The organism is Psychrobium sp. nBUS_13 (assembly GCF_051201665.1).
In the GTDB taxonomy this organism is placed as follows: Bacteria; Pseudomonadota; Gammaproteobacteria; order Enterobacterales; family Psychrobiaceae; genus Psychrobium.
The window spans coordinates 607970-620770 of sequence record NZ_CP179210.1 but is presented as its reverse complement, the minus strand read 5'-3'; the positions used below and the strand labels follow the sequence as shown (position 1 = coordinate 620770).

Annotated in this window: 12 protein-coding genes and 6 tRNA genes; 9 read left to right on the top strand and 9 right to left on the bottom strand. The window is 40.2% G+C overall.

Going from position 1 to position 12801, the window contains the following annotated elements:
* The first annotated feature begins 76 nt into the window (after positions 1-76).
* The 4 genes from ACMAZF_RS02845 (at position 77) to ACMAZF_RS02830 (ending at position 3097) form a co-directional block, all read left to right on the top strand.
* Positions 77-703 carry a 50S ribosomal protein L25/general stress protein Ctc gene (locus ACMAZF_RS02845; RefSeq protein ID WP_435275976.1) on the top strand — a complete coding sequence of 209 codons (627 nt, stop codon included), beginning with the start codon at positions 77-79 and terminating at the stop codon, positions 701-703.
* An 11-nt stretch (positions 704-714) separates the two neighbouring features.
* Positions 715-1302, top strand: a complete 588-nt coding sequence (pth, locus tag ACMAZF_RS02840) for an aminoacyl-tRNA hydrolase (protein ID WP_435275975.1) — start codon at positions 715-717, stop codon at positions 1300-1302.
* A gap of 30 nt (positions 1303-1332) precedes the next feature.
* On the top strand, positions 1333-2424 hold the full coding sequence (gene ychF / locus ACMAZF_RS02835) for a redox-regulated ATPase YchF (RefSeq protein ID WP_435275974.1): 1092 nt from the start codon (positions 1333-1335) through the stop codon (positions 2422-2424).
* 115 nt (positions 2425-2539) lie between these two features.
* Positions 2540-3097 (top strand): GNAT family N-acetyltransferase, encoded by a 558-nt coding sequence (locus tag ACMAZF_RS02830; protein WP_435275973.1) that lies wholly within the window; start codon positions 2540-2542, stop codon positions 3095-3097.
* Positions 3098-3104: 7 nt separating this feature from the next.
* Here ACMAZF_RS02830 and ACMAZF_RS02825 read toward each other — a convergent pair.
* The 7 genes from ACMAZF_RS02825 to ACMAZF_RS02795 form a co-directional block, all read right to left on the bottom strand.
* Positions 3105-3181 (bottom strand) — tRNA-Met (locus ACMAZF_RS02825).
* 152 nt (positions 3182-3333) lie between these two features.
* Positions 3334-3418 (bottom strand) — tRNA-Leu (locus tag ACMAZF_RS02820).
* A gap of 21 nt (positions 3419-3439) precedes the next feature.
* Positions 3440-3514 (bottom strand) — tRNA-Gln (locus ACMAZF_RS02815).
* Between the two features lie 31 nt (positions 3515-3545).
* Positions 3546-3622: transfer RNA gene (locus ACMAZF_RS02810), tRNA-Met, on the bottom strand.
* 58 nt (positions 3623-3680) lie between these two features.
* Positions 3681-3755 (bottom strand) — tRNA-Gln (locus ACMAZF_RS02805).
* 8 nt (positions 3756-3763) lie between these two features.
* Positions 3764-3848 (bottom strand) — tRNA-Leu (locus tag ACMAZF_RS02800).
* Between the two features lie 185 nt (positions 3849-4033).
* Positions 4034-5200 carry an FAD-dependent monooxygenase gene (locus ACMAZF_RS02795; protein ID WP_435275972.1) on the bottom strand — a complete coding sequence of 389 codons (1167 nt, stop codon included), beginning with the start codon at positions 5198-5200 and terminating at the stop codon, positions 4034-4036.
* Positions 5201-5393: 193 nt separating this feature from the next.
* Here ACMAZF_RS02795 and ACMAZF_RS02790 point away from each other — a divergent pair, with 193 nt between their 5' ends.
* The 5 genes from ACMAZF_RS02790 to arcA all read left to right on the top strand — a co-directional run bounded on the left by ACMAZF_RS02790 (position 5394) and on the right by arcA (position 10337).
* Positions 5394-6272 (top strand): DMT family transporter, encoded by an 879-nt coding sequence (locus tag ACMAZF_RS02790; RefSeq protein WP_435275971.1) that lies wholly within the window; start codon positions 5394-5396, stop codon positions 6270-6272.
* A gap of 75 nt (positions 6273-6347) precedes the next feature.
* On the top strand, positions 6348-6665 hold the full coding sequence (locus ACMAZF_RS02785) for a hypothetical protein (protein ID WP_435275970.1): 318 nt from the start codon (positions 6348-6350) through the stop codon (positions 6663-6665).
* A 113-nt stretch (positions 6666-6778) separates the two neighbouring features.
* Positions 6779-8101 carry an alkaline phosphatase gene (locus ACMAZF_RS02780; protein ID WP_435275969.1) on the top strand — a complete coding sequence of 441 codons (1323 nt, stop codon included), beginning with the start codon at positions 6779-6781 and terminating at the stop codon, positions 8099-8101.
* Positions 8102-8190: 89 nt separating this feature from the next.
* On the top strand, positions 8191-9237 hold the full coding sequence (rsmC, locus tag ACMAZF_RS02775) for a 16S rRNA (guanine(1207)-N(2))-methyltransferase RsmC (RefSeq protein WP_435275968.1): 1047 nt from the start codon (positions 8191-8193) through the stop codon (positions 9235-9237).
* Between the two features lie 380 nt (positions 9238-9617).
* Positions 9618-10337, top strand: coding sequence for a two-component system response regulator ArcA (gene arcA / locus ACMAZF_RS02770; RefSeq protein ID WP_435275967.1), 720 nt, complete (start codon positions 9618-9620; stop codon positions 10335-10337).
* Between the two features lie 74 nt (positions 10338-10411).
* On the opposite strand, the gene ACMAZF_RS02765 is transcribed toward arcA, so the two are convergent.
* Both ACMAZF_RS02765 and ACMAZF_RS02760 read right to left on the bottom strand, forming a co-directional pair.
* Positions 10412-10783, bottom strand: a complete 372-nt coding sequence (locus tag ACMAZF_RS02765) for an Hpt domain-containing protein (protein ID WP_435275966.1) — start codon at positions 10781-10783, stop codon at positions 10412-10414.
* An 87-nt stretch (positions 10784-10870) separates the two neighbouring features.
* Positions 10871-12631, bottom strand: a complete 1761-nt coding sequence (locus tag ACMAZF_RS02760) for a hypothetical protein (RefSeq protein WP_435275965.1) — start codon at positions 12629-12631, stop codon at positions 10871-10873.
* Between the last annotated feature and the right edge of the window lie 170 nt (positions 12632-12801).

Sequence of the window (12801 nt, the reverse complement as noted above, 5' to 3'; positions counted from 1 at the left end):
CCGAATTTTTCGGTATCGAGAAGGTTTTGGTCGCAAAAATCTTCACCTATAAATATTTATTATTGGAGACATTAACATGTCACAAGCAATTACACTTGACGCGCAAATTCGTACAGATTTAGGGAAAGGTGCGAGCCGCCGCCTACGTCACGCGAACCAAACTCCAGCGATTATCTACGGTGGCGAAGCTGCTCCTGTATCAATCACTATCGCACACAACAAACTTTTTAAAGCTCAAGAGCAAGAAAACTTCTACTCTCAAGTTTTAACGTTAAATGTTGATGGTAGCGAAGAAAAAGTAATCGTTAAAGCTATGCAGCGTCATGCTCACAAGCCAGTTGTTAACCACGTTGATTTCCTACGTGTTGACGCAACTCACGAACTTCACACTGCAATCCCAGTTCACTTCTTAAACGAAGACAAATGTGCTGCAGTTAAGTCTGGTGGTATCGTTTCTCACCACGCTAACGAAATCGAAGTAGCTTGTTTACCAGCTGCTCTTCCTGAGTTCATCGAAGTTGACGTTGCTAACTTAGTACTAGGTCAAACTGTTCACCTTTCTGACATCGCTTTACCAGCAGGTGTTGAGTCAGTTGAACTACGTAAAGGCGAAAGCCATGACCAAGCTGTTGTTTCAATCTCTGCACCTAAAGGCGCAGCAGTTGAAGAAGATGCAGCTGAAGAAGCTCCAGCAGCAGAATAAGATTTACTCACTTGAGTAATCAAATTCAGCTTATCGTGGGCCTGGCTAATCCAGGCCCCGAGTATGCCAACACCAGACATAATGCTGGTGCTTGGTATATTGAACAACTCGCCAACTGGCACAATACCTCGCTTAAAGCAGAATCTAAGTTTTTCGGACATACCGCACGTATTAATATCGACGGTAATCATGTTCGACTACTCGTTCCAACGACCTTTATGAATCGCAGCGGCAAAGCAGTTGCAGCAATGGCCAAGTTTTATCAGATCCCCGTAGAAAATATTCTAGTGGCTCATGATGAATTAGACTTATCTCCTGGTGTTGCTAAATTCAAACAAGGCGGCGGTCACGGCGGTCATAACGGACTGCGAGATATCATTAGTTCGATGGGTAACCAAAAAGATTTTCATCGTCTGCGCGTAGCTATAGGTCATCCGGGCCACAAAGATAAAGTGACTGGATACGTGCTAGGTAAAGCCCCGAAAGCAGAGCAAGATTTAATAGATGGCGCAGTCGACGAAGCCGTTCGATGCACCAGTTTAATTTTCTCAAATGGTTTTGATGGCGCTAAAAACAGACTACATACCTATAAAGGTTAGTCTTTAACAAACAAATTTTAAGGAATCACCATGGGTTTCAAATGTGGCATCGTCGGATTGCCAAATGTTGGTAAATCAACACTATTCAACGCCTTAACAAAAGCGGGTATCGAAGCAGCAAACTTCCCATTTTGTACGATTGAGCCAAACACAGGTGTGGTTCCTGTTCCAGACTTACGCTTAAACCAGTTAACTGACATTGTTAATCCAGAGCGCACTATTCCGACTACGATGGAATTTGTTGATATTGCTGGATTAGTTGCTGGCGCTTCTAAAGGTGAAGGTTTAGGTAACAAATTCTTAGCTAACATCCGCGAAACGGATGCTATTGGTCATGTTGTACGTTGTTTTGAAAATGAAAACATCGTCCACGTGAGTGGCCAAGTAGATCCGTTATCAGATATTGAAGTTATCAATACTGAACTTATGCTTGCTGATATGGATGTATGTGACAAAGCCATTTTCCGTCAAGCAAAGAAAGCCAAAGGCGGCGATAAAGACGCTAAATTTGAGATCAGTGTCTTAGAGAAAATCAAAGCACATTTGGATGACGGTTTAATGATTCGTGCATTAGAACTTGCAAAAGAAGAGCGCGCAGCGATCACTTACTTGCAGTTTTTGACCATCAAACCAACGATGTACATTGCCAATGTTAACGACGATGGTTTTGAAAACAATCCAATGCTAGACAAAGTTAGCGAACTAGCAACTTCAGAAAATGCAGTTGTTGTCGCAGTATGTGCAGAAATGGAATCTGAAATTGCTGAGCTTGAAGAAGACGAAGCAGTTGAATTTATGGAAGATCTAGGTATTGAAGAGCCAGGTTTAAACCGTGTAATTCGCAGTGGTTACGAGCTGCTTAACCTACAAACGTACTTCACTGCTGGTGTTAAAGAAGTACGTGCATGGACAGTCAATGTTGGCGCTACAGCCCCTCAAGCCGCTGGTAAAATTCACACCGATTTCGAGCGCGGCTTTATCCGTGCTGCTGTCATTGGCTTTGATGACTTCATTGAGCACAATGGTGAGTCAGGTGCTAAAGATGCTGGTAAACTGCGCGTAGAAGGCAAAGATTATATCGTTAAAGATGGTGACGTAATCCACTTCCGCTTTAACGTTTAGATACTTTTAAGCACCTTATAAGGCCTCTGATGTTCATACACAGAGGCTTTTTTATTGACCACAGAAAATCCTTACCTTAATGTAACAAGACCAATCCATACCTCAGTGCGTCATCATGAAAATAAACCAAGCGACCATTCACACACCTCGAGTGCTTTCCAACGATCTAATTACTATGCGTTTAGCTACCATCGATGATTTAGACAATATCAGAGCTTATCGCGGCGATCCTGAAAATTGCCAATATATTGCGCCAGTTGAATCACTAGAAGAAACCCGAGAACTCGTGGAAAAACTCTCTCAGCCTTGGCAATTTACGACGGGCTACTGGAACGGACTAGTTGTTTGCAAGCACAACAATAACAAGGTTATTGGCGAAATAGTTTTTCGCGTTGAAGATTGGGACTGTCAGCGAGCAGAAATAGGCTATCGAATGTCACCAGAGTCGGCTGGTAAAGGCATTTGCACCATGGCAACGTCATTATTAATTGACTATTTGTTTGAGCAGTTTGATTTCTATAAGCTCGTAGCTAAATGTGACGCTCGAAATGTTGCTTCATATCGCGTGATGGAGAAGTTAGGCTTTAAACGTGAAGCTGAATTTATGGAACATTATCGTATGGGTGACGAATGGACAGATCAATATGATTATGGGCTATTGAGAAATCAATAAAGAGAAATGGTGGCTACGACGGGATTCGAACCTGTGACCCCATCATTATGAGTGATGTGCTCTAACCAGCTGAGCTACGTAGCCATTTAACTTTTTTGAGTAAAAACTTCATCTAAAAATAGTCGCTTTCGCGATTACTTTTTTAGAGGCAAAAACGTTATCAAAAGCAGCCGCTTTACGATGACGTTCTTTTAGGCAAAAAAAAATCGCTTTCGCGATTCATTTTTTAATCTTGATGGTGCGGAAAGAGAGACTTGAACTCTCACACCCGAAGATACTAGAACCTAAATCTAGCGCGTCTACCAATTCCGCCACTTCCGCATATCAAGTTGTACAATCATTTGGCTGGGATACAAGGATTTGAACCTTGGAATGACGGGATCAAAACCCGCTGCCTTACCGCTTGGCTATATCCCAACTAATAATTGTTTTCTTACCAAAGTAAGAATGGTGGCTACGACGGGATTCGAACCTGTGACCCCATCATTATGAGTGATGTGCTCTAACCAGCTGAGCTACGTAGCCATCATAATAGTGTGTATTTAAAGTTACACGTCTTTGTCATTCACTCAACTTAAAAAGTTGGCTGGGATACAAGGATTTGAACCTTGGAATGACGGGATCAAAACCCGCTGCCTTACCGCTTGGCTATATCCCAACTGTAAATGGTGCGGGAAGAGAGACTTGAACTCTCACACCCTAAGATACTAGAACCTAAATCTAGCGCGTCTACCAATTCCGCCACTCCCGCACATAACCTGAGATTAAACATCCTTATCGTTAAGAAAAGAAAACTGCGTTGTCCTCATCAAGTGCGGCGTATTATGCTGATGGAGGACGAAACCGTCAATAGTTTTTTGTCAGTTTTTTTACTCTTTTTATCTGCATGATGATTTAATAGACATAACGCACACATTTTCGGCCAAAAAATTACACTTATAGCCCCATTGCATATTTCATGACTTGCTTTTTACCCCATGAAGACTGTTGCGCTACCTTTAAAGCTGTATTTCGTAATAGCTTAAATGGCGACGATTCATTGCTAAAAGTAAGGTAAAAGACATCCATTGCAGACTGCATTAACAGATTATCGCGGCGTCGCTGGTTTTCATAACGTTCTAATACATCAAGCTGCCACCACGCGCCGCCTTGCGATGCAGTATCGTTAATAACCTTAGCTAGTGCTGCTACATCCTTAAATCCAAGATTGACACCCTGTCCTGCTAACGGATTAATCGTATGAGCGGCATCTCCAACAATGCACAAATGCTCTTTGACATAACACTGCGCATGGCGACGAGTTAATGGAAACGCACCCGCATTATCTACGGTGAACTCACCTATACGATTAGGAAAATGTTCGATGATTTCGTCTTTAAGCTGACTTAGTGGCATTTGTGATAATGCTTTGATCCGCGCAGGCGAATCATACCAAACGAGTGATGCATTATTGCCTGCTAATGGAAGCAGAGCACGTGGACCTGTAGGAAAAAACTGCTGCCAGGTTATATCTTGTTGTGCCTGCTCAGTTGATATATTTATCAACATCGCATGCTGGGCATAATCCCATGAGGTAACACCAATATTAGCGGTTTGGCGAACGATTGAATTTGCGCCATCAGCACCGACTAATAATTTACAATGCAGCTCACTTTCATTCATTGCCAATTGATATCCATCTTGCGAGCGAGAAATTTTAGTAATAGCCAGCCCACTTATTACATCAATCGATGAATACTTTTCCATTTGTTGCCACAACGCTAATTGAATCATGCGATTCTCAACAATATGTCCCAATTGTTGATGGCCCATTTCTTGGCTATCAAAAAGCAAATTGGATTGATGATCTTCCCACGTTTCGAGATAACGATACGGACAACTGCGCATTGCTAAAATAGAAGACCATGCATCAACGTCTTTTAATAGACTCGCAGAAGCTGCACTAATTGCCGAGACACGCAGATCTAGCGGTTGCAGTGGTTCAAATGGTTGCGGCGCCGTTTTTTCGATAACCGCAATAGATAAACCTGACTGGTTCAACGCACAAGCAAGTGCACTACCAACCATTCCTCCGCCAACGATTACAATGTCATAGTGTTGCATGGAATTATCCATCAGTTTCTTTGTCACCGATTTTATGGACTTGATGGTTTAAAAGCTAGTAATTGATGCTGTGATACTGATAAATTTTGATTTAAGTTAAATCAATCCCAGACTTCGCTAGTACATAGCGATTCAATCACGGATAATATAACCATTAAACGAGCTTTTATTACTCCTAGGTCATTTTTCCCCCATGAACAATAAGCCACTTATTATTGGCATCCTTTTGGTGTTAGCCTCTGAGCTCACCTTTGCATTAGTTGGCGCGCAAATAAAATACCTCAGTCAAGATGTATCTGCGGTTCAAATTGTATTTTTTCGTAACTTATTCGCGCTGGTTCCGTTAGCGCCCTGGCTATTAAGTAATAGAACAACACTATTCAAAACGCCTAATATGCCATTTCATTTACTGCGTGCGTTTACCGGTATTTTGGCGATGTTTATTTATACCTATGCGCTCAGCAATTCAACCTTGGTGAACGGCGCAATGACATTAATGCTCGCGCCATTCTTTATTCCAATTATTGCCTATTTTTGGCTAAAGCAACCACAGAGTAAAATTACCATTACATGCATTATTTTAGGTTTCATTGGCGCCACCATCTGCTTAACCACTAAATCGCAGGCAGGTGGCCCTGACTTACAACTTGGTTTAGCTGCCCTAATATTATTTGGCGCTGTCCTTATAGCGATAAGCAAAACCACCATCAGTCGCATGATAAGTACTGAACCTAGCAAAGCGATTGTTGCGTATTTCTCACTCATTAGTATTGTTGTCTGTGGTGTTATGCTTCCCTTTAGTTGGCACCCACTATCATTAACGACATTACTTTTACTTGTTACATTAGGTATTAGCTCATCTATTGGTCAGTTAATGATGACCAAGGCATTTACTAAAGCTGGTGCAAGTACCATTGGCATGTTTAGCTATAGCTCTATTTTATTTGCCGCGTTGTTAGGCGCACTGTGGTGGCAAGAATATCCAACATTATTGTGGTTTATAGGCGCGTCAATTGTCTTACTTGCTGGATATTTAGCGATAAAATATAATCGTACGCCCTACCGAGTTTAGATTTATTTTGTTATCGTGAGTGATACTTAAACTCTTGTTTTATTATCTTTTGCTGATTGAGGTACGTAAATTATCATGCACAATATTTCGCTGCGAAATAGCCTCATCGGGGGCCTTGTCTTTTTTGCACCAGTTACAATGGCCGTAGGTTTATCAGAACAGTGTATTGAAGCGCCAAAGCGCATTTATGCCTGCGATAACCTTATTTATACCAGTATCAAACGCGCCGATACTAAAGAGATCGTTTGTGTGTGTCGATCAGACAAAGAAGCCATTTTATCATTTCTAGAAAAAGACAGTATTGCAACCCAACGAATAATGATCCGTAAACTATTAGCCAAACATCAAATGACTAAAATTGAATTGATAGAAGTACTTAATCAAATTAACTAAACCAATATCACACAAAATGTCATAATCACTTCACAATTAACGTTTAAAAAGTACACTGACTTACGACAATAAAATGCTGCAATCGCGCAGCCATAAATAACTAAGATAGAATAATGAAAAAAATATTATCAACATTACTTATTACCGCAGCAATAAGCGGATGCGCAACTATTAGCAGCGACAATGCTGCCCCTAGCAGCAATAAAGGCCCTAAAAATATTATTATGGTTGTCGGCGATGGTATGGGCCCAGCTTATACGACAGCTTATCGTTTGTTTAAAGATAATCCCAATACCACAGCAATTGAACCGACGGTATTTGATAATATTTTAATTGGCCGCTCTAGTACTCACCCAGCAAAAGTCAGCGGCGTTGTCACTGACAGCGCAGCCTCAGCAACAGCACTTGCGACTGGCCACAAGTCATATAATGGTGCCATTGGGGTCGATGTCGATGTTAAGCCATTAGAAACAGTGATGGAATATGCAAAAAGCATCGGAAAATCTACGGGCCTAGTCGTGACATCGCAGATCAATCACGCGACACCAGCTAGTTACGCCGCGCACGTAAAGCAACGTAAAATGTATGACAAAATTGCCAACCAATTCTTTGATAACCGTATTGGCGAAAAGCACACCGTTGATGTAATGCTAGGTGGCGGGGTTTCTTATTTCAAACGCGATGACCGCGATGTGACTAAAGATTTTGAAAACGCTGGTTATCAGTATATTGATCAATATAGCCAACTTGCGTCAGTAAACAATGATCAACTATTAGGTTTATTCGCCCCTGTCGGCTTACCATGGGCGCTTGATGACAGCAACAAACACCGCCTCAAAGCAATGACAGAAGTTGCACTAGATCGATTAGATAACAATGATAATGGTTTCTTTATGCTTGTTGAAGGCTCTCAAGTTGATTGGGCTGGACATGCAAACGACATTGCAGCGGCTATGGCTGAAATGGATGATTTGGCTGTTACGATCAAATATCTTAAAGAGTATGTAAAGACGAACCCGGACACGTTAGTTATCATTACTGCTGATCACTCAACAGGTGGTTTTACTATCGGCGCTAATGGCGATTACGCTTGGAAACCTCAAGTTCTCAAAGGACTTAAAGCCTCTCCTGAAGCAATAGCAAAGGCTCAAACAGCTAAAGCATTAGATGTATCCATGCTCAATGACAAACTGGGTTTTGAGTTATCAAAAGACGAAGTTAGTGCCTTAACCGTTGCCCATAAAGCTGGCGGAAAAGCATTATATAAAGCAATCAAAAAAGTCATTGATATTCGCACTAATACAGGCTGGACGACGAGCGGTCATACTGGTGTCGATGTACCAGTGTTTGCATTTGGTCCAAGTAAGAATACGTTAAAAGGACAAGTGGATAATACTGATATTGCTAAAACTATTTTTGGCCTGTTAGGTAAATAAAGCACTTCATAAACAAATCTCAATGGCCACGCTTCATCAGCGTGGCTATTTCGTTTATACTCCCAGAAAATTAGCCCATCGAGATTTTCATGTCTACACTGTCAAACCCAAGCCAAGTCTTAGCCCGCAACTTTGAATTATTTGAAAACCAACGAATTATTGTCGCCGGTTTTTCTGATGATAACTTAGTGCAGCAATTGTGCGACAATGGCGCAAAAGCAGTGCTAGGATGGGGACTCGATTTTCATAATCATAAAGTAGTCAGTCAATTTCCGGCTTCGGATGCGCTAACAGTGCAATACAGCCCTTACTTCAACAACCCTGTTGACGAAAAATGGGATCAATTAATTCTGTACTGGCCTAAAGCAAAAGAGCGCGCTACTTACTTTCTAGCCAATGTATTACCCCATCTAACAGACATTGCAGAAATTTATTTGGTTGGAGATAACAAGGGCGGTGTAAAGTCAGCAGCTAAACAAATAAAAGCGTTTTGCGATAGCCCTGTTAAAGTTGACTCGGCAAGGCATTGTGCGCTATTTCGTGCTAATTACTTAAATAATGCATCACCGTTTAAAAAAGAAGATTGGATCAAGCGTTATCAAGTTACCGCTGAAGATATGACCATTGATATCGTTTCATTACCTGGTGTATTTAGCCACGGCGAGTTAGATCTAGGCACTCAATTGCTACTTAAAAATCTCGGTCATATAAAAATGAAACGAACGTTAGATTTTGGTTGCGGTTGCGGCATTATTGGTACATTTATTGGTCTCAAACGCCCGCAGATCCCACTAGAGCTTATCGACATTGATGCCCTAGCAATTGAATCTGCAACATTAACGCTTGCTGCCAATAATGTAGAAGCAAAGGTCTACCCAAGTGATGGACTGACAGATCTACACGGTAAGTTTGCAACAATCATATCAAACCCGCCATTTCACACTGGATTAAAAACTGATTATAAAGTACCTGAAAACTTTATAAGCAATGCCCCAAAACATTTAATGGACGGTGGACAGCTACGTATTGTGGCCAATAACTTTCTAAAGTATGAACCATTTATGGCGACTCATTTTGCTAAACATGAGCTTGTAATCAACGATAATAAGTTTAAAATTTTATCAGCTAAAACCTAGATCAATTAAATAGATGGTGTAAGTTAACAATTATTATCATTATCCACGGTGATTGATTGTTTAAATTGCTTAAAGCGTTTACAATCACGCCGTAAAATCATTGCTGTGCGTCAATATTCTCACGGTTATCAATCACAGTGAAAGATGATTTTTTAGTTACTCGTAAATTCATAGAAATTTTTATTGATTGCAATCGAACTTATTCGCTAGAACGCGCTCTATAACTGAGCTGTCTAAAAACTATGGCACATTTGCACTATCATAGGTTAATACCTTCTCGAGTAACATTTTGATAACATTTTCTTATCATAAATCTTACATCATTTAGATTTATGACATAGACTTATATTTAAGTGAACTAATACTAGGTAACTACTATTATGCAAAGTCCGCACATTCTTATTGTTGAAGATGAACTAGTAACGCGTAACACACTGCGTTCTATATTCGAAGCTGAAGGTTATCACGTTCACGAAGCCAACAATGGTGACGAAATGAATCGCTTGCTTAAGCAAGAGCCAATTTCGCTTATTATTATGGATATCAATTTACCGGGTAAAAACGGTTTATTATTAGCACGTGAAGTAAGAGAGAAAGATGATATCGCTCTTATTTTCTTAACAGGCCGTGATAATGAAGTAGATAAAATCTTAGGCCTAGAAATTGGTGCTGATGACTACATTACTAAGCCATTTAATCCGCGCGAATTAACAATTCGAGCACGCAACTTACTGAGCCGTATTAAGAGCGCAAATAGCGAAGAAAAGCCAGTAAACGTTGTTGAGCGCTATAAATTTAGTGGCTGGGTTCTGGATGTAAATTCGCGTTCTTTAGTTAGCCCAACTCAAGCGCAATTTAAATTACCGCGTAGTGAATTTAGAGCGATGATTGAGTTCTTAGAAAACCCGGGGAAAATCTTAACCCGTAGTGATTTATTAATGAAAATGACAGGTCGTGAATTAAAACCACATGATCGCACGGTAGATGTAACAATTCGCCGAATCAGAAAACATTTTGAAAGCCATCCTGGCAGCAGTGAAATCATTGCTACTATTCATGGTGAAGGTTACCGTTTCTGCTCAGAACACGAAACAGAATAGCCCCATCAAACATTAAACAGCCGCTAGCAATTAATATTGCTAGCGGCTGTTTTGTTATCTAGGGTAATACATCATTAGCAACTACTAAGATAATCTCTTAACTTATCAATATCACCAGTATATTGAGTCGATAAATAATCAATAATTTGTGGCGCTTCTTCTAACCACTGCTCATTATCTCTATTCTGTAGCATTTGAGCCCACTGGCTTAAACGAGCTAAACCAATTGCGCCAGCAGCCCCTTTCATCTTATGCCCATGCTCTGCAGTCAGTTTATAATCTTTTTCATCAAATGCTGACGTTAGCTCCGCAAGGTATTGCGGAAATTGCTGAGCAAATAAATCAACACTCCCCATTAACGCTTGGCCGCCAATTGCTTGCGTATACTGTTCTAAGATATCAAGTTCTAAGACTTGATCTAATTCCAAATGACTATCTACTGACATAATACAAACCATTTATCTAACAAATTTCAGCGACACAATACCATCTAGTCCGTTTAAAAACTATGATGTAAGCTACTATCTTGCTAATTAGTTGCGAGTTAACGACAATGATAAAGCACTTATTGAGCAATAAAACTTATAATCATTCTTGATTTTTACACCACCCATTTGTAGCTGACTACTTGGTGTCTTAGACAACTTCACCAAAAATTTCTTATTACGACCCGCAAGCCCCTGCCATGTTTGATCGTTAATTACACAGGCTTGTTCTGAAAAACGATTATAATTATCACCATAAAAAAGATTATTATAAAAAGCGAGTTGCGCTTGAGGATCTTTGGCAACGGTTTTCCATTCAGGATAAATGACCTTCACATTATTGAGTGAACTGCTAACATCGTCACCCGGTGTAAAATAGTGATAATTAATGTCAGTCAACGATGGTTTAGCATCTTTAAATGACAGATAAATTACACCACTTTCACCAACAACTTGAAAATTAAGCGCGCCATTTTTCTCGTTTAATAAAATAGCTGTGCCTTTATCAATGGCAACGCTTTGCATTAATTTACTATCATGAGCAACACGGGCTAGACGGGCGATATTACCACGGGATGAAACTTGCGTATCAATTAACGGAAAATCCAATAATCCGATTCCACCTTGCTGATAAACCACGCTGTTATAATCACTTTCACAAGAGCCATAGTCTTCACAAGCCATGCGCTTTTGCACGAGACTTGACGTACCATTTAACATGGCGTACTCACTATTTCCGCCTAATATGACCGCGCCTTGATTACCTTTACTCACCATACCTCTGGCCATTTTCCCAGCCGCAACAACTAACAGATTTTTAGCGTTCATTTGTTGTCTAATTTGAGTCAGTAATTTACTTTCTCTGCCATTGACAATAAAGGCTTTATTAAGCAATTTAGGATCATCCCCGACAATAACAATGGCATCTGCTGATGCAACTTGCTGATTGAATAGCGAAGGATTCATACAATATTGATGCTGTATCTTAACGAGATCTTTATAAATTCTGTTTCTGTCATAACTGTTAAGAATGTCTGCTCGATACTTAGTTAAATCATTACAGGTATTTTTGTCTGCAATAAGCTGAACGAGTGAAGCATCAATGGCTAACCAAGAGGCCTCTCCTCCCATCTGATTAAAAAGAGACACATAAGCATCAACATCTAAATAGCTATCACGATATCCAACTGTCGCCACTAACACTTTAGGCTTGGCATCACCTTTTTTTGCCATATCTATCACTTGTTTTGCTAAAGTAATCGACATTGATGGTTCGCTTTTATCAATAATCACAGCATCTTTATAACGACGCCCAGCATGATCTAATTGCGCAAATTCTAAATGATCTAAAATCATTGCTAATTCAGATTCGCTCATTGATAAAAACAACGAGTAGCCACTCAGCGCCTTTCCATCTCGTCTAATTGATATTGATTTCCAAACACTGAGTAATTGAGCGTGAGAAAGAATGCGGGTGCCGGCACGTTTTGCGATAGCATTAAAAAGTAGGTGTAAGTCATAACGTAATGCTTGTCTGTTTGGGTTCCACTGAGAAACATGCATCATTTTTTCAATTTGCGATATGGCTAATTTATATTGTTTGGCGCTGCGATTGTTACCAACACGAAATGCAAGAACATCTTTCGCACGGCAAAAGTGAGTAGCACTACTTCGACATAGCTCAAACTCGCTACCGATTAGCATCATTTCATATGAAGTTGACTTTACGTTTGCATGAGTGTCATTGGATACGCAAAGCAACAACAACAACAACAACAACGCAAACAGCATCCCAGCAACCTTTTGCATGATAACTTTTCCCTATAAATTACGTGGTATCAATACGATACCTGCACTGTGTAAGCAGCTTATTTTAAGTATGTTTATAACTTACCATTATTTTCCCCCTCAGACTACTTGTAGAGGTAGGTTTAAAGTATTAGTAATATGAATTTTTCACACATGGCTTCTATTCAATC

Bases quoted from the DNA above. Each gene is read 5' to 3' on its own strand.
- ACMAZF_RS02830 (WP_435275973.1), top strand. From the start codon at position 2,540: ATGAAAATAAACCAAGCGACCATTCACACACCTCGAGTGCTTTCCAAC.
- ACMAZF_RS02765 (WP_435275966.1), bottom strand. From the start codon at position 10,783: ATGTCAGTAGATAGTCATTTGGAATTAGATCAAGTCTTAGAACTTGAT.
- ychF (WP_435275974.1), top strand. From the start codon at position 1,333: ATGGGTTTCAAATGTGGCATCGTCGGATTGCCAAATGTTGGTAAATCA.
- ACMAZF_RS02760 (WP_435275965.1), bottom strand. From the start codon at position 12,631: ATGCAAAAGGTTGCTGGGATGCTGTTTGCGTTGTTGTTGTTGTTGTTG.
- ACMAZF_RS02785 (WP_435275970.1), top strand. From the start codon at position 6,348: ATGCACAATATTTCGCTGCGAAATAGCCTCATCGGGGGCCTTGTCTTT.
- ACMAZF_RS02790 (WP_435275971.1), top strand. From the start codon at position 5,394: ATGAACAATAAGCCACTTATTATTGGCATCCTTTTGGTGTTAGCCTCT.
- ACMAZF_RS02795 (WP_435275972.1), bottom strand. From the start codon at position 5,200: ATGCAACACTATGACATTGTAATCGTTGGCGGAGGAATGGTTGGTAGT.
- ACMAZF_RS02780 (WP_435275969.1), top strand. From the start codon at position 6,779: ATGAAAAAAATATTATCAACATTACTTATTACCGCAGCAATAAGCGGA.
- rsmC (WP_435275968.1), top strand. From the start codon at position 8,191: ATGTCTACACTGTCAAACCCAAGCCAAGTCTTAGCCCGCAACTTTGAA.
- ACMAZF_RS02845 (WP_435275976.1), top strand. From the start codon at position 77: ATGTCACAAGCAATTACACTTGACGCGCAAATTCGTACAGATTTAGGG.
- arcA (WP_435275967.1), top strand. From the start codon at position 9,618: ATGCAAAGTCCGCACATTCTTATTGTTGAAGATGAACTAGTAACGCGT.